This window comes from Rhizobium sp. CCGE 510, assembly GCF_000292525.1.
In the GTDB taxonomy this organism is placed as follows: Bacteria; Pseudomonadota; Alphaproteobacteria; order Rhizobiales; family Rhizobiaceae; genus Rhizobium.
Genome location: NZ_AEYF01000044.1, coordinates 505,291 through 523,651, shown reverse-complemented (window position 1 = coordinate 523,651; position 18,361 = coordinate 505,291). Strand labels below are relative to the sequence as shown.

The window sequence follows — 18,361 nt, the reverse complement described above, 5'->3', positions numbered from 1 at the left end:
TTCCCTCAAAGCTTCCAGCCGGAATGCAGCGCGGCGATGCCGCCGGTATAATTGGTGTAGGTGACGCGCGAAAAGCCGGCCTGGCGGATCATTGCCGCGAAATTCTCCTGGTTCGGGAACTTGCGGATCGATTCCACCAGATATTGATAGGGCTCGGCCTCGCCGGTGATCGCCTTGCCGAATTGCGGAATGGCATTGAACGACCAGGCGTCATAGATCTTGTCGAGAAGCGGCATATCCACTTCGGAAAATTCCAGCACCAGCAGACGTCCGCCGCGCTTCAACACGCGATAAGCCTCCGATAGCGCCGCATCGATCCTCGGCACGTTGCGGATGCCGAAGGCGATCGTATAGGCGTCAAAGCTGCCGGTCTCGAAAGGCAGTTCCTCGGCATTCGCCTCGACGAAGGTGAGATTGCCGGAAAGTTTCTTCTTTTCCGCCCGCTCGGCGCCGACGCCGAGCATCGAGCCGTTGATGTCGAGCACGGTCGCATGCGCCTGCCGGCCGGAGGCTTCGACGATGCGGAAGGCGATGTCGCCGGTGCCGCCGGCAACGTCCAGTACCTTGTAACCCGGCTCCTTGCGCGGGTTCAGCGCCGAGATCATCGCATCTTTCCAGGCGCGGTGCATGCCCATCGACATGACGTCGTTCATGATGTCGTAGCGCTTGGCGACCTTGTGGAACACCTGGTTGACGAGGCCCTGCTTCTCGCCGTCAGACACCTCACGGAAGCCGTAGGAGGTCTCCATGCCGCCATCGGCGGAAGTGCGGCTTTCTGACATCAGGCTGCTCCATTCCTTAAGATTCGGGCGCGGCGGCCATAGCGAAAGACCGCGCGCGACGTTATCACAGGGCCGCACTCTGCGCGGCACACTGGCGCTATAGCGCACATCGTCCTCGGTTGAAACACGTTAGATATAGATGGGTTAAGATGCCGGAATTGCCAGAAGTCGAAACGGTGAAACGCGGCCTGGCGCCGGCGATGGAGGGGGCCCGCATCGCCAGGCTGGAGCTGCGCCGCGGCGATCTGCGCTTCCCCTTTCCCGAGGCTTTTTCCGACAGGGTTTCCGGCCGCACCATCGTCAGTCTTGGCCGCCGGGCCAAATATCTGCTGGTCGATCTCGACGACGGCAACACGCTGATTTCCCATCTCGGCATGTCCGGTTCTTTCCGCATCGAGGAAGGCGCCGCAGCCGCCACGCCGGGCGAATTCCATCATGCCCGTTCGAAGGACGAGAAGCACGATCACGTCGTCTTTCATCTGGAAGGTCAAGGTGGTCCTCGCCGCGTCGTCTACAACGACCCGCGCCGTTTCGGCTTCATGGATATGGTGGGGCGCGCCGATCTTGCCGCCCATCCATTCTTCCGTGATCTCGGCCCGGAGCCGACCGGAAACGAGCTTGGCGCCGCCTATCTCGCCGAGCGCTTCCGGAACAAGGCGCAGCCATTGAAGAGTGCGCTGCTCGACCAGAAGAACATCGCCGGCCTCGGCAATATCTATGTCTGCGAGGCGCTGTGGCGCGCCCATCTTTCGCCGATCCGCGCCGCCGGCACGCTGGTAACGGCAGGCGGGCGGCCGAAGGAGCAGCTTGACCTGCTCGTCGCTGCAATCCGCGACGTCATCGCCGATGCGATCGCCGCCGGTGGATCGTCGCTGCGCGATCATATCCAGACCGACGGATCGCTCGGCTATTTTCAGCATTCCTTCTCCGTCTATGATCGCGAAGGTCAGGCTTGCCGCACGCCCGGTTGCGGCGGTACGGTCGCCCGCATAGTCCAGGCCGGCCGCTCGACGTTCTATTGCGCCACCTGCCAGAAGTAAGATCCGGAACCGGGAGAACAGCATGGCCTATGAAACCCTGATCGTCGAAACCCGAGGCAATGTCGGCCTCGTCACGCTGAACCGACCGCAGGCGCTGAACGCGCTGAATTCCATCGTCCTCAAGGAATTGAGAGAGGCCTATGCCGCCTTCCATGCCGACGAGGCGGTCGGCGCGATCGTGCTCACCGGTTCCGAGCGCGCCTTTGCGGCCGGCGCCGATATCAAGGAGATGCAGCCGCTTGAGTTCGCCGATATCTATAAGAGTGATTTCATCAGCGGCTGGGATGAAGTTGCCAAGGCGCGCAAGCCGGTGATCGCCGCCGTCAGCGGGTTTGCGCTCGGCGGCGGCTGCGAGCTCGCCATGATGTGCGATTTCATCATCGCCGCGGAGACGGCGAAGTTCGGCCAGCCGGAAATCACCCTCGGCGTCATTCCCGGCATGGGCGGCTCGCAGCGGCTGACGCGTGCCGTCGGCAAGGCGAAGGCGATGGACCTCGTCCTGACCGGCCGGATGATGGATGCGGCCGAGGCCGAACGATCGGGACTCGTTTCGCGTGTGGTGGCGCCCGAGCGTCTGCTCGACGAGGCGCTAGCCGCGGCCGAAAAGATCGCCTCGCTGTCGCGCCCCTCGGTCTTGATGGCCAAGGAGGCGGTCAACCGTGCATTCGAGACGACGCTGGAGGAGGGGCTTCGCTTCGAACGGCGGCTGTTTCACAGTCTCTTTGCTACCGACGACCAGAAGGAAGGCATGGCGGCCTTCGTCGAAAAGCGCAAACCGGCTTTTACGCACCGTTGAATGCTTTTAGATGGTTCCAGCCGCAAAGCTTGAAAATCCGCGTTGACGTGGGCCGGCTTTAGAGTTATATGCCCGCCCACGGTTCGGAAAGCCGGTTTGGTTTTCCGCGATTGCTCCCGCATTGCTGGATTTTGTGGCCGCAGGGCCCGCGGTAATGGCGGAGTTTGTTCGAATTCTTGAGAGAGGCATCCATGGCCAATACAACTTCGGCGAAAAAAGCGACCCGCAAGATCGCCCGCCGTACCGACGTCAATAAGGCTCGTCGCTCGCGCGTTCGTACTTTCGTTCGCCAGGTCGAAGAGGCCATCGCATCCGGTGACGCCGCCAAGGCGAAGGAAGCTTTCCTGGCTGCTCAGCCCGAGCTTGCTCGCGCCGCCAGCAAGGGCGTGCTGCACGCCAACACGGCATCGCGCAAGGTTTCGCGTTTGGCCGCTCGTGTGAAGGCTCTTTCGGTCACTGCGACCGCGTAATCTTCCATTAACGACTTCCTCGTTATGATTAGCCCGGTAATTTTACCGGGCTTTTTCGATTCCGCTGATCAGACCCTGTATGGTTAATCTTGCGGCCGTTTCGTGTCAGCACCATGACAGGAAAAATTGTTTAAAAACAAAGACTTGCGCAAGGATGCTTTCACGCTACGCGACTCTGCCCCACGCTTCCGGGACCAGGGGGGAGTCAAGAAGATTATTATTTTTTTTCTTTCCCTGCGTGTCAAAATAGCCCGAACGGGGAATCTCCTTGATTCAAAAGCGATTCTTTTTTGACGCTGGTGTGACGCCCGAAAAGGGCAGGCGGAGTCAATGGCCGCTTGTTAATTTTGCGTAAAATTCATCGTTGATATTGCCTTTTGATCCTGCCTAAATGGCCTCCAACAAAGGGCGCGGACATCACCTGCAGAGGCTCGGTCTTAACTGCCACGTCGGCAGGGCGATTGGTTCGTGCCATTTGTTACGGAGCTTTGCGCTTCCGTTTTTTCAAGCACTCGACGGATTTGGGCCGTAACGTGGCTGTTACGGGCAGGGATGTTTTGTGCCTTCAGTGGCCACACGTTTAAGGCGAGGCCGCCGGGGAAGGTTAAAGTAATATTGCGTTCGGGCTGATCGGTCGAAAACGAGGATTGACCGCCAGCCTGGCACGGAATGCCGATGAAGGTTGCCGCATGAATGCGGTCCCTGCAACGGAATTTTGTGCCGGTCCCTTCGGGGGCAGTGTTTGAGTGAACCGGCAGGTAAAGCGGCTTCATGAGGATGCCGTTAGCCCGCCAAAGCGGGGAATGATCGGGCGGCTATTTTAGCGGAAGCCGCCCGGTGGAATTGAAAGGCGGCATTATGCAGATGAATACGATGACGACGGGCGGTCCCGACAATGGGGATGTGGCACCGCAGACGTTTGGCTCCATTCGCCTCGAAGTGGGAGAAGCAAAGGCGGAAATCAAGCACAGCATCCTGTTTGAGCGCGTCAGCGCGCGCTTGAAGGCTCAGGTTGGTCCTGACGTCTATGCCAGCTGGTTCGCCAGGCTGAAGCTGCATTCGGTATCGAAGAGCGTGGTGCGCCTCTCGGTTCCCACCACCTTCCTGAAGTCATGGATCAACAATCGTTATCTCGATCTCATCACCGGTCTGTTCCAGGCCGAGGATCCGGAAATCCTGAAGATCGAAGTCCTGGTGCGCACGGCAACGCGCAACGGCACGAAGGCGCTCGATGAGGCGGCTCAGCCCGAGCCGGTCGCTGCGCCCCAGGCGCGCCGTCCCGCAAGTGCCCAGCCGGCCGGCCAGGCCGTCCAGCAGGCGGTTTCCTCAGTTGCTGCGGCAAGGCCCGCAAGCTTTGGATCACCGCTCTTTGGTTCGCCGCTCGACAGCCGCTTCACCTTCGACACCTTCGTCGAAGGCAGCTCGAACCGCGTAGCACTTGCAGCGGCGAAGACGATCGCCGAAGCCGGTTCCGGCGCCGTGCGCTTCAACCCGCTCTTCATCCATTCGACGGTCGGCCTCGGCAAGACCCATCTGTTGCAGGCAATTGCCAATGCGGCAGTGCAGAACCCGCGGGCTCTGCGCGTCGTCTATCTGACGGCCGAATATTTCATGTGGCGCTTCGCCACCGCGATCCGCGACAATGATGCGCTGACGTTGAAGGATTCGCTGCGCAACATCGATCTGCTGATCATCGACGACATGCAGTTCCTGCAGGGCAAGATGATCCAGCATGAATTCTGCCATCTCCTCAACATGCTGCTCGACAGCGCCAAGCAGGTGGTCGTCGCCGCCGACAGGGCGCCCTGGGAGCTGGAATCGCTCGACCCACGTGTCCGCTCGCGCCTGCAGGGCGGTGTCGCGATCGAATTCGACGCGCCGGATTACGAGATGCGTCTCGAAATCCTCAAGCGTCGCCTCGCTGCCGCCCGGCTTGAAGATCCGTCGCTGGAAATTCCGGCCGACCTGCTCCAGCACGTCGCCCGCAACGTCACGGCCAGCGGCCGCGAACTCGAAGGCGCTTTCAACCAGCTGGTCTTCCGGCGCTCCTTCGAGCCGAACCTGTCGATCGAGCGCGTCGACGAGCTGCTTGCCCATCTCGTTGGCTCGGGCGAGCCCCGCCGTGTGCGCATCGAGGACATCCAGCGCATCGTCGCCAGGCACTACAACGTCTCGCGTCAGGAACTGGTTTCGAACCGCCGCACCCGCGTCATCGTCAAGCCGCGCCAGATCGCCATGTATCTGGCGAAGACGCTGACGCCGCGCTCCTTCCCTGAGATCGGCCGCCGTTTCGGCGGGCGCGATCACACGACCGTGCTGCATGCCGTGCGCAAGATCGAGGAGCTGATTTCGGGCGACAACAAGCTTTCGCACGAAGTCGAGCTTCTCAAGCGGCTGATCAACGAATAACCACCCGATTTTCGGAGAACTTGGACGGCTGGAAGCGATTCCGGCCGTTTTGCTTTATAAGCTTTTTATTCTATACCTCCGGCCATCCCGCGCATGTCCGATTTGGAGCGGCGTGCGTCGGACAAGGACTGAAGCGCCGAGAGGGCGCATGGGAGGATAGTGAATGAGTTTTAGAAAGATTGCCGTAATCGGCCTGGGCAAGGTCGGACGGCTGGCGGCGACGCTGTTGCATGAAGGCGGCTTCGAGGTCATCGGCGTCGATGCGCAATTGCCGCTGAGCGACGTTCCCTTCAAGTGCCGCACCGGCGATATTTCCGATCCTCAGGTGGTCGGCGAACTGCTCTCGAGCGTCGAGGCGGTGCTCTCCTGCCTGCCGTATCATTTGAACATCGAATTGGCGCGCGCCGCCCACCTGGCCGGCATTCATTATTTCGACCTGACCGAAGACGTTCCCACCACCAATTTCATCATCGAACTGTCAAAGACCGCCCGCGGCCTGATGGCGCCGCAATGCGGCCTGGCGCCGGGTTTCGTCGGCATCGTCGGCGCAAGTCTTGCCGACGGCTTCGATCGCTGCCGTTCGATCCGCATGCGTGTCGGCGCCCTGCCGCAGCATCCGACGGGCCTTCTCGGTTACGCCTTCAACTGGTCGCCTGAGGGCGTCGTCAACGAATATCTGAACGATTGCGAGGTCATCGAGGGCGGAGTGCGCAAGCTCGTCTCGCCGATGGAGTGGCACGAGACCGTCTATGTCGGCGGCGTCAAGCTCGAAGCCTTCACGACGTCTGGCGGTCTTGGCACCATGTGCGACACGATGCTCGGCAAGATCGACAATCTCGATTACAAGACCATGCGGTATCCCGGCCATATGGAGTTGATGAATTTCTTCTTCCACGAGCTTTTAATGCGCGACAAGCGCAAGCTTGCCGGCGAGATCCTGACCAATGCCAAGCCGCCTGTGGAAGACGATGTCGTCTATGTCCACGTCGCCGCCGAAGGCATGGAGAACGGCAGCCTGCGCCGCAAGGAGTTCGTGCGCGCCTATTACCCGATCGAGATTGCCGGCGCGCGCCGCACGGCGATCGCCTGGACGACGTCGGCCTCCGTCGTTGCCGTCATCGAAATGGTCCGCGACGGCCTGCTGCCGACGACCGGTTTCCTGCACCAGGAGCATATTCCGCTGGAGATGTTCCTGAAGACGCCAACCGGCAGCCTGTTCAAGGCCGGCGCTACCAGCCACGGCTGAGATATGCTTTCCGGCGCGGGCGGTGTCGACCGCGCTGGAAACAACCCGTTGTCAGCAGGCGAGATCGGCGACGACGGAATCGAGGATCAGCATGCCGGACGGGGTGCAGCGCAGGCGCGAATTGCCGATCCGCTCGACGAATTTGTGTTCGAGCAGGAATTCCTCGCGTTTCGGGTCGAGATCGCGGCCGGAAAGCTGCTGCCAACGGGCAAGATCGACGCCCTCCCTGAGCCGCAGTCCCATCAGCAGCAACTCGTCGGACTGTTCCTCGTAGCCGAGCCGCTCCTCGTCGAGGATGCCGTGACCGTCGCGCTCGACCATGTCGAGCCAGGCTTCCGGCTTGCGCTCGGTCGCCGTCGCGAGCTTCTCCGGGCCACGCGTCAGTCGGCCGTGGGCGCCCGGGCCGATACCGGCATAGTCGCCGTAGCGCCAATAGGTCAGGTTATGCCGGCTTTCGGCACCCGGCCGGGCATGGTTGGAAACCTCATAGGCGGGCATGCCCTCGCGCGCGGTGATCTCCTGCGTCGCCTCGTAGAGCACTGCCGATTGCTCGCCATCCGGCACGACCAGCTTGCCTGATTTATGCAGGCCGTAGAAGGGCGTGCCTTCCTCGATGGTCAACTGATAGAGCGAAAGATGGTCGACCGCATAGGAGATCGCTTGCCTCAGCTCCTTTTCCCATTCCTCGACCGTCTGGTCTGGTCGGGCGTAAATCAGATCGAACGACATGCGCGGAAAAATGTCGCGCGCCAGCCGGATCGCCTTCAGCGCATCGGCGACGTCATGCAGCCGGCCGAGGAATTTTAGATCCCGGTCATTCAGCGCCTGCACGCCGAGCGAGACGCGATTGACGCCGGCCGCCCGGTAGCCGCGGAAGCGTTCGGCTTCGACGCTCGAAGGATTGGCCTCCATGGTGATCTCGATGCCGGCGGGCACATGCCAGTGCCGCGCAATGCCGTCGAGAATGGCGGAGACCGTTTCCGGTTTCATCAGCGAGGGCGTGCCGCCGCCGAGGAAGATGCTCGTCACCGTCTTCGTCCCGCTCATCGCCCGCACGGTCGCCATCTCCCTCAGGAAGGCTGATGTAAAGCGCTCCTGATCGACCGGCTGGTGGCGCACATGGCTGTTGAAGTCGCAATAGGGACACTTCGCCGCGCAGAAGGGCCAATGCACATAGACGCCGAAGCCGGGCTCGCCGGTATCGGGCAGCAGTGCAGCGTCGCGCGAAAGGCTTGGCGTGTCGAAATTGTCCACGGAGTGATCCTATGCCTCCAGGCAGGTTTCGACAAAGAGTTTGAAGGCGCGAGCCCGGTGCGACAGCGCCTGCGGCTTGCCGACGCTCCAGCCGTGTTTTTCCTCGCTGCTCATTTCCCCGAAGGTGATGTCGTAACCCTCGGGCTGGAAGACCGGATCGTAGCCGAAGCCCTGGGCGCCGCGCGGCGGCCAGGCGACGCTGCCTTCCACCTCGCCGCGAAACAGCTCCGTGTGACCGTCCGGCCAGGCAAGGCAGAGTACGCTGACGAAACGCGCAGTACGCTGTTCGGGCTTGGTCGCGCCGGCATCCTGCAGCGCGTTCTCCACCTTCGCCATCGCCATGTCGAAATCGCGCGTGCCGTCTGATGTCTCGGCCCAATTGGCGGTGTAGACACCGGGGTCGCCGTCCAGCGCATCGACGACCAGCCCGGAATCGTCCGAAAGCGCCGGCATGCCGGCGGCGTTGGCCGAGGCGATGGCCTTGATCGTCGCATTTTCCTCGAAGCTGGTGCCGGTTTCCTCAGGTTCGACGAAGTTCAGCTCGGCGGCCGATTTGGCGGTGAAGCCGAGCGGTCCGATCAATTCCTGGATCTCGCGGATCTTGCCGGCATTGTGGCTGGCGACGACGATGGTCTTCGTTTCGAGCTTGCGCATTCAGATATCCTATTCGATGCCCCAGATTTTCGCCTCCGCGCATTCCAGGCTGTTACCCTCAGGATCGCGGAAATAGATCGAGCGGCCGCCATTCGGCCAGTGCACTTCGGATTCGATCGCCACACCGGCCGCTTTCAGCCGCTCAGTCATCGCGTCGATGTTGCGGCCGGACACCCGAAAGCAGGCATGGCCCTGTCCGGTCGTGCCATGCGGCGGCACCTGCAGCGCGTCAGACGCCGGCGGCTTCACCGTTTCCTCGGGATTGAAGATCAGGAGAACGCCGGGGCCGCAGCGGAAGAAGACATGCCGGTTGGCGGCGCGGGTGATCTTTTCGAGTCCGAGAACGTCTTCGTAAAACGCCTCGGCCTGGTCGAGATCGCGTGCATAGAGCGCCGTTTCCAACATGCCTTCCAGCATGGAGTTCATCCTTCGACGGCTTGCTTCTGCAGCGCGACGAGTTCGCCGATGCCGTTTCTGGCAAGCTGCATCAGCGAGGTGAATTCGCCCTCGCTGAACGGTGTACCTTCGGCGGTGCCCTGGATCTCGACGATCCCGCCGGTGCCGGTCATCACGAAGTTGGCATCGGTCTCGGCCGAGGAATCCTCGAGGTAATCGAGATCAATCACCGGCTGGCTGGCGAAGATACCGCAGGAGATGGCGGCGACATGATCCTTCAGGACCCGGTCGACCTTGATCATGTTGCGGCTTTCCATCCATTTCAGGCAGTCGTAAAGCGCAATCCAGCCGCCGGTGATCGAAGCCGTCCGGGTCCCGCCATCGGCCTGGATGACGTCGCAATCAAGTGTGATCTGCCGTTCGCCGAGCGCCTGCAGGTCGACGACGGCGCGCAGCGACCGGCCGATCAGCCGCTGGATTTCCTGGGTGCGGCCGCCCTGTTTGCCGGCGGCGGCCTCGCGCTTCATGCGCTCGCCGGTCGCCCGCGGCAGCATGCCGTATTCGGCCGTGACCCAGCCCTTGCCGGAATTGCGCAGCCATGGCGGTGTCTTTTCTTCGAGGCTGGCCGTGCAGAGCACATGCGTATCGCCGAACTTCACCAGGCACGAGCCTTCCGCATGCTTGGAAAAATTGCGCTCGAACGAGACCTTGCGCATCTGGTCGATTTTTCTGCCTGAAGGCCGCATTCTTATCTCCTGGGGTTTGTTGACCGCTTCTACGATTGGCGGCGCCCATTTGCAAATTCCCTTTTGCCACGGCTGCGAGTTTGACTTACTTTCGGGAAATATCATCAGCGCGGGTTCGAGAGGTTCATGGGCATCAGGTCGACGTCGGTTTCGGATGCCGTTGCTGCACTGGACGAGCGCTCCAGGGAAATTTTTCGCCGCATCGTCGAAGGTTATCTGGAGAGCGGCGAGCCACTCGGTTCGCGCAATCTGTCCCGCCTGCTGCCGATGTCGCTGTCGCCGGCCTCGGTGCGCAACGTCATGAGCGATCTCGAAGATCTCGGCCTGATCTATTCGCCGCATACCAGCGCCGGCCGGCTGCCCACCCAGATCGGCCTGCGTTTCTTCGTCGATGCCTTCATGCAGGTTGGTGATCTGTCCGCCGAGGACCGCGCCAATATCGATCGGCAGGTGCGGGCCGAACGCGGCGGCAATCCGGTGGAATCGATGATGAACGAGGCCAGCCGCATGCTGTCCGGCATTTCGCGCGGCGCCGGCCTGGTCATCACCTCGAAAAGCGATCCGGTGCTGAAACATGTCGAGTTCATCCGGCTCGAACCGACAAAGGCGCTGGCCGTGCTCGTCGGCGACCACGACCAGGTGGAAAACCGCATCATCGAGCTGCCGGCGGGCGTCACCTCCTCGCAGCTGGCCGAGGCGGCGAATTTTCTCAATGCCCACATGTCCGGCCAGACGCTGCCGGAACTCCGCAAACAATTGAGCCAGCTGAAGGATAACGTTCGTCACGAACTCGATGCTTTGTCGCGCGATCTCGTCGAGCGCGGCATCGCGGTCTGGGCCGGCAGCCCGGACGAGGGAAAGCCGACGCAGCTGATCATCCGCGGCCGCGCCAACCTGCTCGAGGGACTTGCCGGCGCCGAGGATCTCGACCGGCTGCGGCTGCTGTTCGACGATCTCGAAAAGAAGGACAGCCTGATCGAGATCCTCAATCTCGCCGAAACCGGTTCGGGCGTGCGTATCTTCATTGGTTCGGAAAACAAGCTCTTCTCGCTGTCCGGCTCCTCGCTTATCGTCGCGCCCTATCGTGACGACGACGATCGGATCGTCGGTGCCGTCGGCGTCATCGGTCCGACGCGGCTGAATTATTCCCGCATTGTGCCGATGGTGGACTACACCGCCCAGCTCGTCTCCCGGCTTTCGCGCAATCCGCTTTGATGCCGAAGCCCTGAAGTGCGACGGCGTCCTTATGCATCTGACAGGAGCGGCGCTGTACAGGGGCGGAATTTTCGCTTCTTTGTCACGCAGGCTTGATTTTTTTCGGTCAAACCTCGATATCGGGCGCATCTGAAGACACCAACCGGAGACCGTCATGACCGATGACACGACGAAAAACGGACCTGACGCAACTGTGGCCGATGCCGCAGCCGACGCTGCCGCCTACGTCGAGAACGATATTGCGCAGGAAGAGGCCACCCAGCCGGACCCGCTCGAGCTTCTGAAAGCCGAAAACGGCGAACTGCGCGACCGCTATCTGCGCCTTGCTGCAGAGATGGACAATCTGCGCCGGCGCACCGAGCGCGAGGTCAAGGATGCCAAGTCCTATTCCGTTGCCGGTTTCGCGCGCGACATGCTTGCCGTCTCGGACAATCTGCGCCGGGCGCTGGACGCCATCCCTCCAGAGCTCAAGGACGCGGCCGATGCCGGCCTGACGACGCTGATCGAGGGTGTCGAGATGACCGAGCGCGCCATGCTGTCGGCTCTCGAACGCCATGGCGTTCGCAAGCTGGAGCCGGTCGGCCAGAAATTCGACCCGAATTTCCATCAGGCGATGTTCGAGGTGCCGAACCCCGACGTGCCGAACAACACCGTCGTTCAGGTCGTGCAGGCAGGCTTTTCCATCGGCGAGCGCGTGCTGCGCCCGGCCATGGTCGGCGTTGCCAAGGGCGGCCCGAAGGCGGCCGAAGCCGAGACCAATTCGGTCTTCGACGAGAAGGACGCCTGAGGCTGCCGTTGTCCTCTCGTCAGGAGAAGGACATTCAAAAAATCAGATGCGGGCGAAGCGTTCGATCAGCAGATCGAAGAAGCCGTCCGCATCGACGTGGCGCATGACTTTCGCATTGCGCTTGCGCTCGGTGACATGCCACCAGTCGACCACCGTCATGCCGGCGGTGAGTTCGGACTGAACTTCGATCTCGACATTGCAGTCTCGGCCCTGGAAAAGCTCCGGCTTCAGCAGGTAGGCGACGACTGTGGGGTCATGCAGCGGCCCGCCGTCGGAGCCGTATTTCTCGATGTCGAAGCGCTCGAAGAATTCCAGCATCTCGACCATGGCCTTTGCCGGCGCCGTGCCGATCTCGGCCATGCGCTTGACCCGGTCCTTGCGGGTCAGCAATTGGTGCGTCACGTCGAGCGGCATCATCACGATCGGTACGCCCGAGCGGAAGACGATATCGGCTGCCTCGGGGTCGACATAGATGTTGAATTCGGCCGCCGGCGTGATGTTGCCGCCCTCGAAGAAGCCGCCGCCCATCATCACCAACTCTCGGATGCGCGGGGCGATATCGGGTGCCTTCTGCAAGGCCATGCCGATATTGGTGAGCGGCCCAAGCGTGCAGAGCGTCACCGTGCCTTCCGGCTCCAGGCGCAGCGTCTCGATGATGAAGTCGACGGAATGGCCGGGCTGCAGCGCCATCGTCGGCTCGGCGAGCTCAGGGCCGTCGAGGCCGGTCTTGCCGTGCACATGTTCGGCGGTCACCAGCTTGCGGGCAATCGGCGCGTCGGCGCCGGCGAAAACCTTCGTCTCCGTCCGGCCGCAGAGCTCGCAGACGATGCGTGCATTGCGGCTGGTGAGCGAAAGCGGCACGTTGCCGGCGACGGTGGTGATGCCCAGTACCTCCAACTCCTCGGGGCTGCCGAAAGCCAGCATGATGGCGGCCGCGTCGTCCTGACCGGGATCCGTGTCGATGATGATCTTTCTTGCGTTTGCCATCCGATGCACCGTTTTCTTCATTTCTCGTCACAAATCGGCACATTCAGCGCCGGCACGTTTTGATGCGAGGCAGCAGGCGCTTTGTCAAGCAGCCGGCCGCCACCACCTTAAAATTGAGGGTGCGGCCGGGACGTCGCCTGCGTCTTGCAGCGCCGGGATGCTGTCCCCATATTAGCGGCATCCGGATGCTGCCCGTAAGGTCCGGGAAGGTCGCTTGCATCAAGGACTTGAAAAAAGATGAGCCGCATTACCCCTTTCGCCAGCCCGTTGCTTCTGGGCTTCGATGCCATGGAAAAGACGCTGGAGCGCATTTCCAAGGCGAGCGACGGATATCCGCCCTATAATATCGAACGCATCGGCGCCGATAGCGCCGCGCCGGAACGTCTGCGCATCACGCTTGCGGTGGCCGGTTTCGGCGAGGAGGAACTCGATGTCTCCATCGAGGAAAACCAGCTTCTGATCCGCGGCCGCCAGGTGGAGCAGGGTGAACGGGATTATCTCTATCGCGGCATCGCCGCCCGCCAGTTCCAGCGCACCTTCGTTCTGGCCGATGGCATGCAGGTGCTGGGAGCCGGCCTGAAGAACGGTCTGCTCTCCGTCGATCTAATTCGTCCGGAACCCGCGCGCATGGTCAAGAAAATTAACATTTCGGTCTCACAGTAGCACAACGGTGTGTCGAACCGTTGGTCCCTTCTTCCGGAGGAACAGGAATGTTGATGAAAGAAGCCACGTCTCACTTGACCAAATCCGAGCTTGCCCACATCGGCAGCGGCGAGGTCGCCTATATCAGAAAAATGCGCACCGAAGAGGTCGCCAAGTGCTTTCCCGAGGCGCCGGATATCGATCCGAACGTCGACCTCTGGGCACTCTTCGGCGCCGACGGCACGCCGATTCTTCTGACGGACAATCGCTCCAGCACCTTCTTCAAGGCCGCCGAGGACGAGTTGAAGACGGTCAGCCTGCACTGAGAGTGCCTAATTGTCGGACGCTGCTTCAGGATAGGTTAATCGCCTTTGGTGCTGTGCCTGTGGCCCCCCTCATCCGACCATGGGGGCCACCTTCTCCCCGCTGGAGAGAAGAGGGGAGAATGCCGCGCCGATGCTGCCCAAATGAACCCGGCTGTTCAAAAGCACGGCATCCAATGGGATCGATAACGAAGCAGCTTGCTCCCTCTTCTCCCAAGCGGGGAGAAGGTGGCCCGAAGGGTCGGATGAGGGGGCCACACGGCACGCCGTTTATGAGCGCCTTTGCCGACTTCGCTGAAACTCAGATCTTCCTGAACGTCAGATAGGCCGAGGACCGGCCCTCGCGGCGCGCCTTGGCCTCGTAGCGCGTGCTCGGCCAACCCTGATAGGGCGTCAGCCAGTCGGCTGCATTGTCGGCCATCCAGTCGAAGCCGCCATGGTCGCGGCATTTGAGCAGCGTCCAGTTCACATAGGTGTCGATGTCGGAGGCAAAGCAGAACAGGCCGCCGGGCTTCAGCACGCGATGGAAGCGGTCGAGATTGGTCTTCGAGACGAAGCGCCGCTTCCAGTGTTTCCGTTTCGGCCAGGGGTCGGGATAGAGCAGATCGATCTGATCGAGCGAAGCGGCCGGCAGCCAGTCGAGCAGCTGCGTCGCGTCGTCATTATAGACGCGGATATTGCGCGCGCCGGTCTCGTCGACGCGAGACAGCAGTTTCTGCATGGAATTGACGAAGGGCTCGACGCCGATAAAGCCGGTCGAGGGTGTCTCGAGGGCGCGGTGGATCAGGTGTTCGCCGCCGCCGAAACCGATTTCCAGCCGCAATCTCTCGACCGGAACCGGGAAGAGCGATGCCAGCGGCTCCGGGGGAGCCGCTGAAAGATCGATAAGGAAGGCCGGCAGCAGACTGTTCAGCGTCTCGGCCTGCTGTTCGCGCAGGGCCTTGCCCTTACGGCGACCGAAGAAGGCTTCGGTCGCGCGGCCGCGGCGTTCCATATCCGTCATGCTTTATCTCAGGCCTTCACGCTTTCCTTGAGCGCCTTCACGAGGTCCGTGCGCTCCCAGGAGAACGAACCATCGCGGCCGGCCTTGCGGCCGAAATGGCCGTAAGCGGAGGTCTTCGCATAGATCGGCTTGTTGAGGTCGAGATGGCGGCGGATGCCGGTCGGAGACAGGTCCATATTCTTGCGGATCGCCGCCTCGACCTGATCTTCGGTGAACTTGCCGGTGCCGTGCAGGTCGACATAGATCGACAGCGGCTGCGCAACGCCGATCGCGTAGGAGATCTGGATCGTGCAGCGATCGGCAAGGCCGGCGGCGACGACGTTCTTGGCAAGATAGCGGGCGGCATAGGCAGCCGAACGGTCGACCTTCGTCGTGTCCTTGCCGGAGAATGCACCGCCGCCATGCGGAGCCGCGCCGCCGTAGGTGTCGACAATGATCTTGCGGCCGGTCAGGCCCGCATCGCCGTCCGGTCCGCCGATGACGAACTTGCCGGTCGGGTTGATGTACCACTTGCAATCGTCAGCGATCTTCAGTTCGCCGAGCGCTTCGCGGATATAGGGCTCGACGACGGCGCGGACCTTCTTCGAATCCCAGCTCTCGTCGAGATGCTGGGTCGAAAGTACGATCGAGGTTGCTTCCGACGGCTTGCCGTCGACGTAGCGCACCGTCACCTGGCTCTTGGCGTCGGGACCAAGCTTGGCGACGTCGCCGTCGCCCTTCTTGCGGGCCGTTGCGAGCAACTGCAGGATCTTGTGGGAGTAATAGATCGGAGCCGGCATCAGGTCCGGCGTTTCGCGGCAGGCGTAACCGAACATGATGCCCTGGTCGCCGGCGCCTTCGTCACCCTGTTGGTCGGCGGCGCTGTCGACGCCCTGCGCGATGTCGGCCGACTGCGAGTGCAAGAGCACGTCGATCTTTGCCTTCTTCCAGTGGAAGCCGTCCTGCTCGTAGCCGATATCCTTGATGGCGCGGCGGGCAGCGGCCTTGAACTTGGAAGGATTGATGACGTCCTTGCCATCCTTATCCTTCTTCATCAGGCTCGGCGGCAGGCGGACTTCACCGGCGATGACGACGCGGTTGGTCGTTGCCAGCGTTTCGCAGGCAATACGCACGCCCCACGGATTGACGCCGGTCTTGGCCGCTTCGCGGTAGACCAGATCGACGATCTCGTCGGAGATGCGGTCACAGACCTTGTCAGGATGACCTTCGGCAACAGATTCGCTGGTAAAGAGATAATTCGCGCGCATTCCGGGATTCCCCTCAAAGAACAAAATCTCGCTAGTAGGTACTCAGTTCGAGGCTCCATGACAAGCGCAGAAGGACATAAATATATCTTTATATCTGCGGCAAAGTGACAAATTTTGCCCCAAAAACGCAAAAAAGCGGCCTTTCGGCCGCCTTTGGGATTCTGCGACGGAGCTGGTTCAGTCGGCGTCGGCCTCAGCGGCCAAAGCCTTCACCAACTCCACGACCTTGCGGCGAACCTTGGGATCGGAAATCTTGACGAAGGCGCGGTTGAGCTGCAGGCCTTCCGAGGAAGAGAGGAAATCGACGACGTAATTCGAGCTGGAGGTTTCCATGCCGCCGGCGGCGCCAGAATTTTCGCCAGGCGCGTCCTCGAAGAAAAGGAAACCGGAACATTGAGGATGTTCGAGATATTTTGCAGACGGCTTGCGCCGACGCGGTTGGTGCCCTTTTCGTATTTCTGGATCTGCTGGAAGGTGATGCCGAGGCTTTCCCCGAGTTTTTCCTGGCTCATGCCCAGCATTGTTCGGCGAAGGCGAATACGGCTGCCAACGTGGATGTCGATCGGATTCGGCTTCTTTTTATTTTCAATCATGGTCGTGCCCTAGCTAAGAATTTCAACCTGTTTAACCGGCATGCCCCTGATCCATCCCAAACGCCACGTTGCAAGCAGTGAGAACCCACCTTTGAACATACGTTCGGAACGCCGATTGTCATCACTATGCAATTTTAGGGGTTTTTGGTCAATTCAACCCGGAAATAAAACCTCTACGAGAAACCAGCGCAATCAAAATGAGCAGCGCCTCGGTCAACCAGAAGTGTGTTTGCAGGGGAAATGTCGTTCCAGCTTCTCCCCCTAACCTATCGAGAGTTGCATCAATAAAGCCGGTTTCTTCGAGACCGAGGCCCGCAATTACTTCCCCTTGTGCATTCACAATTGCTGAAATGCCGCTATTGGCGTCGCGAATCAGTGGCAGACCGGTTTCGACCGCCCGGATCCGCGCCTGCTGGAAGTGCTGATAGGGGCCGGGTGTCGCACCGAACCAGGCATCATTGGTGATGTTGAGGATCGCATTGGCGTCTTTTATGTCGCCGGTCATTTCATCGGGGAAAATGATCTCGTAGCAGATCAGCGGATAGAGATTGAGCCCGCCGGGCAGCGCCAGCAGATGCCGGCTCGCCGCCGCCGAAAACCCGCCCGGCATCTCGACGATGTTCTGGATGCCGAATTCGGAGAGTAGGTCCTCGAAGGGCAGGTATTCGCCGAAGGGTACCAGATGCACCTTGTCGGAGGCGGCGATGATCTGACCGCGGCCGTCGATGACGTAGATGGAATTATAATAGCGCGTCGGCGTACCCGGTCCCATCTCTTCGGCGCGGACGGCGCCGGCAATCAGGATCTGACTGTCGTCGAGCGTGTCGGCGATCCGCGTCAGCGCATCCTGATTGTCGGTGAGGATGAAGGGGATCGCGGTTTCCGGCCAGACGATGATATCGGGCTTGCGCCCGCCATTCCTGGGCGCTTCGGCCGACAGCTTCAGATGCGTCTCGAAGATCGCGTTGCGGTCGACGTCGTTGTCCATCTTGGCTGTCTGGTCGATGGCCGGCTGCACCAGCCGCACCACCGGCCGCTTGTCCTCAGGCAATATGTCCGGTCGCGGCGCAAGATGGAGAGCGTAAGCGCCATAACCGAGATGGGCGGCAAAGAGCAGGACGGCGAACGCGATGCCCGGCCGCGCCCCTTGCCGCGTCCCGGCAAGGGCAGGTGCGGAAAAGACGAAGACGGCAAGGGCCGTCACCCCCATTGCCCCGATCAGATGCGCCGACTGCATCATCAGCGGAACCGGCATCATGCCGTAACCGATGGCGTTCCAGGGAAAGCCGGTCAGGATGACGCTTCGAAGCCATTCCATCAGCCCGAAGCCGGCCGCAAGTGCGGCGATCCGTCCCATGCCATCGGACCAGAAGATGCGGGCAAGGGCGGCCGCCAGTCCGTAGAAAATCGCAAGACAGGCCGGCAGCCCGAGAATTGCCAAGGGCAGCGCCCAGGCGAATTCTTCCTGATCGACCAGAAGCGCATGGCCAACCCACCAGAGGCCGGCGACGAAATAACCGAAGCCGAACAGCCAGCCGGTGGCAAAGGCCGGCCACAGCCTGCCCATCAGGCCGCTTTCAGGCGAAGCCGCCGCCCCGTCGATCAGCCAGACGAGCAGGGTGAAGGAAACGAACATCGCCGCGAAAAAGCCGATGGGCGGCAGCGCCAGAACCGCGAATGCCCCGGCGGCGATGGCCAGCAGCGACCGTTTGAAACCCCAGACGAGGATAACCCTGTCCGCAAGCCGCTCCATGCGCACTCCCATCAAACC

19 protein-coding genes and 1 pseudogene are annotated in these 18,361 nt (G+C 61.4%); 9 read left to right on the top strand and 11 right to left on the bottom strand.

Annotated features, from left to right (window positions below; all coding sequences use genetic code 11):
* Positions 1-5: 5 nt before the first annotated feature.
* Positions 6-782: a bifunctional demethylmenaquinone methyltransferase/2-methoxy-6-polyprenyl-1,4-benzoquinol methylase UbiE gene (gene ubiE, locus RCCGE510_RS22615; protein WP_007633807.1), complete on the bottom strand. Its 777-nt coding sequence runs from the start codon at positions 780-782 to the stop codon at positions 6-8.
* Between the two features lie 149 nt (positions 783-931).
* Between ubiE and mutM the strand changes: the two genes are divergently transcribed.
* The 3 genes from mutM to rpsT all read left to right on the top strand — a co-directional run bounded on the left by mutM (position 932) and on the right by rpsT (position 3,088).
* Positions 932-1,822 carry a bifunctional DNA-formamidopyrimidine glycosylase/DNA-(apurinic or apyrimidinic site) lyase gene (gene mutM / locus RCCGE510_RS22610; RefSeq protein WP_007633806.1) on the top strand — a complete coding sequence of 297 codons (891 nt, stop codon included), beginning with the start codon at positions 932-934 and terminating at the stop codon, positions 1,820-1,822.
* 22 nt (positions 1,823-1,844) lie between these two features.
* Positions 1,845-2,618, top strand: coding sequence for an enoyl-CoA hydratase (locus tag RCCGE510_RS22605; protein WP_007633805.1), 774 nt, complete (start codon positions 1,845-1,847; stop codon positions 2,616-2,618).
* A gap of 191 nt (positions 2,619-2,809) precedes the next feature.
* Positions 2,810-3,088, top strand: a complete 279-nt coding sequence (gene rpsT, locus RCCGE510_RS22600; RefSeq protein WP_003570835.1) for a 30S ribosomal protein S20 — start codon at positions 2,810-2,812, stop codon at positions 3,086-3,088.
* A gap of 437 nt (positions 3,089-3,525) precedes the next feature.
* Here the strand turns inward: rpsT and RCCGE510_RS34860 are convergent, their stop codons facing one another.
* Positions 3,526-3,861: a hypothetical protein gene (locus tag RCCGE510_RS34860; protein WP_157179931.1), complete on the bottom strand. Its 336-nt coding sequence runs from the start codon at positions 3,859-3,861 to the stop codon at positions 3,526-3,528.
* An 85-nt stretch (positions 3,862-3,946) separates the two neighbouring features.
* Here RCCGE510_RS34860 and dnaA point away from each other — a divergent pair, with 85 nt between their 5' ends.
* Positions 3,947-5,497, top strand: coding sequence for a chromosomal replication initiator protein DnaA (dnaA, locus tag RCCGE510_RS22595; RefSeq protein ID WP_007633801.1), 1,551 nt, complete (start codon positions 3,947-3,949; stop codon positions 5,495-5,497).
* A gap of 163 nt (positions 5,498-5,660) precedes the next feature.
* On the top strand, positions 5,661-6,743 hold the full coding sequence (locus RCCGE510_RS22590; RefSeq protein WP_007633800.1) for a saccharopine dehydrogenase C-terminal domain-containing protein: 1,083 nt from the start codon (positions 5,661-5,663) through the stop codon (positions 6,741-6,743).
* A 51-nt stretch (positions 6,744-6,794) separates the two neighbouring features.
* On the opposite strand, the gene hemW is transcribed toward RCCGE510_RS22590, so the two are convergent.
* Genes hemW through rph form a run of 4 tightly spaced genes read right to left on the bottom strand, consistent with a single transcriptional unit; the run spans position 6,795 to position 9,793 of the window.
* A complete protein-coding gene (hemW, locus tag RCCGE510_RS22585; protein WP_007633799.1) occupies positions 6,795-7,997 on the bottom strand; it encodes a radical SAM family heme chaperone HemW in 1,203 nt (400 codons plus the stop codon).
* A gap of 9 nt (positions 7,998-8,006) precedes the next feature.
* The gene (gene rdgB, locus RCCGE510_RS22580) at positions 8,007-8,651 is read right to left on the bottom strand and encodes an RdgB/HAM1 family non-canonical purine NTP pyrophosphatase (protein ID WP_007633798.1); all 645 of its coding nucleotides are present in this window, start codon (positions 8,649-8,651) and stop codon (positions 8,007-8,009) included.
* A 9-nt stretch (positions 8,652-8,660) separates the two neighbouring features.
* Complete coding sequence (locus RCCGE510_RS22575) at positions 8,661-9,077, bottom strand: VOC family protein (RefSeq protein WP_037079439.1); 417 nt, start codon at positions 9,075-9,077, stop codon at positions 8,661-8,663.
* On the bottom strand, positions 9,074-9,793 hold the full coding sequence (gene rph / locus RCCGE510_RS22570) for a ribonuclease PH (RefSeq protein ID WP_007633796.1): 720 nt from the start codon (positions 9,791-9,793) through the stop codon (positions 9,074-9,076). The genes RCCGE510_RS22575 and rph overlap by 4 nt, the downstream gene beginning before the upstream one ends.
* 126 nt (positions 9,794-9,919) lie before the next feature.
* Between rph and hrcA the strand changes: the two genes are divergently transcribed.
* Together hrcA and grpE are read left to right on the top strand one after the other, a co-directional pair.
* Positions 9,920-11,008: a heat-inducible transcriptional repressor HrcA gene (gene hrcA / locus RCCGE510_RS22565; RefSeq protein WP_007633795.1), complete on the top strand. Its 1,089-nt coding sequence runs from the start codon at positions 9,920-9,922 to the stop codon at positions 11,006-11,008.
* Positions 11,009-11,162: 154 nt separating this feature from the next.
* Positions 11,163-11,795, top strand: a complete 633-nt coding sequence (grpE, locus tag RCCGE510_RS22560; protein ID WP_007633794.1) for a nucleotide exchange factor GrpE — start codon at positions 11,163-11,165, stop codon at positions 11,793-11,795.
* A gap of 42 nt (positions 11,796-11,837) precedes the next feature.
* On the opposite strand, the gene RCCGE510_RS22555 is transcribed toward grpE, so the two are convergent.
* On the bottom strand, positions 11,838-12,782 hold the full coding sequence (locus tag RCCGE510_RS22555) for a nucleoside hydrolase (protein WP_007633793.1): 945 nt from the start codon (positions 12,780-12,782) through the stop codon (positions 11,838-11,840).
* 237 nt (positions 12,783-13,019) lie between these two features.
* Between RCCGE510_RS22555 and RCCGE510_RS22550 the strand changes: the two genes are divergently transcribed.
* Together RCCGE510_RS22550 and RCCGE510_RS22545 are read left to right on the top strand one after the other, a co-directional pair.
* Positions 13,020-13,445: an Hsp20 family protein gene (locus RCCGE510_RS22550; RefSeq protein WP_007633791.1), complete on the top strand. Its 426-nt coding sequence runs from the start codon at positions 13,020-13,022 to the stop codon at positions 13,443-13,445.
* 47 nt (positions 13,446-13,492) lie between these two features.
* On the top strand, positions 13,493-13,750 hold the full coding sequence (locus tag RCCGE510_RS22545) for a DUF1150 family protein (RefSeq protein WP_003570822.1): 258 nt from the start codon (positions 13,493-13,495) through the stop codon (positions 13,748-13,750).
* Between the two features lie 298 nt (positions 13,751-14,048).
* Here RCCGE510_RS22545 and RCCGE510_RS22540 read toward each other — a convergent pair whose 3' ends face one another.
* From RCCGE510_RS22540 to lnt, 4 genes and pseudogenes are all read right to left on the bottom strand, one after another.
* Entirely contained in the window at positions 14,049-14,750 is a 702-nt protein-coding gene (locus RCCGE510_RS22540; RefSeq protein ID WP_007633789.1) for a tRNA (guanosine(46)-N(7))-methyltransferase TrmB, read from the bottom strand.
* An 8-nt stretch (positions 14,751-14,758) separates the two neighbouring features.
* Complete coding sequence (metK, locus tag RCCGE510_RS22535) at positions 14,759-15,997, bottom strand: methionine adenosyltransferase (protein WP_007633787.1); 1,239 nt, start codon at positions 15,995-15,997, stop codon at positions 14,759-14,761.
* Positions 15,998-16,174: 177 nt separating this feature from the next.
* Positions 16,175-16,590: pseudogene (locus tag RCCGE510_RS22530) on the bottom strand (helix-turn-helix domain-containing protein).
* A gap of 148 nt (positions 16,591-16,738) precedes the next feature.
* On the bottom strand, positions 16,739-18,343 hold the full coding sequence (gene lnt, locus RCCGE510_RS22525; protein WP_007633784.1) for an apolipoprotein N-acyltransferase: 1,605 nt from the start codon (positions 18,341-18,343) through the stop codon (positions 16,739-16,741).
* Positions 18,344-18,361: the final 18 nt, after the last annotated feature.

Bases quoted from the DNA above. Each gene is read 5' to 3' on its own strand.
- ubiE (WP_007633807.1), bottom strand. From the start codon at position 782: ATGTCAGAAAGCCGCACTTCCGCCGATGGCGGCATGGAGACCTCCTAC.
- mutM (WP_007633806.1), top strand. From the start codon at position 932: ATGCCGGAATTGCCAGAAGTCGAAACGGTGAAACGCGGCCTGGCGCCG.
- RCCGE510_RS22605 (WP_007633805.1), top strand. From the start codon at position 1,845: ATGGCCTATGAAACCCTGATCGTCGAAACCCGAGGCAATGTCGGCCTC.
- rpsT (WP_003570835.1), top strand. From the start codon at position 2,810: ATGGCCAATACAACTTCGGCGAAAAAAGCGACCCGCAAGATCGCCCGC.
- RCCGE510_RS34860 (WP_157179931.1), bottom strand. From the start codon at position 3,861: ATGAAGCCGCTTTACCTGCCGGTTCACTCAAACACTGCCCCCGAAGGG.
- dnaA (WP_007633801.1), top strand. From the start codon at position 3,947: ATGCAGATGAATACGATGACGACGGGCGGTCCCGACAATGGGGATGTG.
- RCCGE510_RS22590 (WP_007633800.1), top strand. From the start codon at position 5,661: ATGAGTTTTAGAAAGATTGCCGTAATCGGCCTGGGCAAGGTCGGACGG.
- rdgB (WP_007633798.1), bottom strand. From the start codon at position 8,651: ATGCGCAAGCTCGAAACGAAGACCATCGTCGTCGCCAGCCACAATGCC.
- RCCGE510_RS22575 (WP_037079439.1), bottom strand. From the start codon at position 9,077: ATGAACTCCATGCTGGAAGGCATGTTGGAAACGGCGCTCTATGCACGC.
- rph (WP_007633796.1), bottom strand. From the start codon at position 9,793: ATGCGGCCTTCAGGCAGAAAAATCGACCAGATGCGCAAGGTCTCGTTC.
- hrcA (WP_007633795.1), top strand. From the start codon at position 9,920: ATGGGCATCAGGTCGACGTCGGTTTCGGATGCCGTTGCTGCACTGGAC.
- grpE (WP_007633794.1), top strand. From the start codon at position 11,163: ATGACCGATGACACGACGAAAAACGGACCTGACGCAACTGTGGCCGAT.
- RCCGE510_RS22555 (WP_007633793.1), bottom strand. From the start codon at position 12,782: ATGGCAAACGCAAGAAAGATCATCATCGACACGGATCCCGGTCAGGAC.
- RCCGE510_RS22550 (WP_007633791.1), top strand. From the start codon at position 13,020: ATGAGCCGCATTACCCCTTTCGCCAGCCCGTTGCTTCTGGGCTTCGAT.
- RCCGE510_RS22545 (WP_003570822.1), top strand. From the start codon at position 13,493: ATGTTGATGAAAGAAGCCACGTCTCACTTGACCAAATCCGAGCTTGCC.
- RCCGE510_RS22540 (WP_007633789.1), bottom strand. From the start codon at position 14,750: ATGACGGATATGGAACGCCGCGGCCGCGCGACCGAAGCCTTCTTCGGT.
- metK (WP_007633787.1), bottom strand. From the start codon at position 15,997: ATGCGCGCGAATTATCTCTTTACCAGCGAATCTGTTGCCGAAGGTCAT.
- lnt (WP_007633784.1), bottom strand. From the start codon at position 18,343: ATGGAGCGGCTTGCGGACAGGGTTATCCTCGTCTGGGGTTTCAAACGG.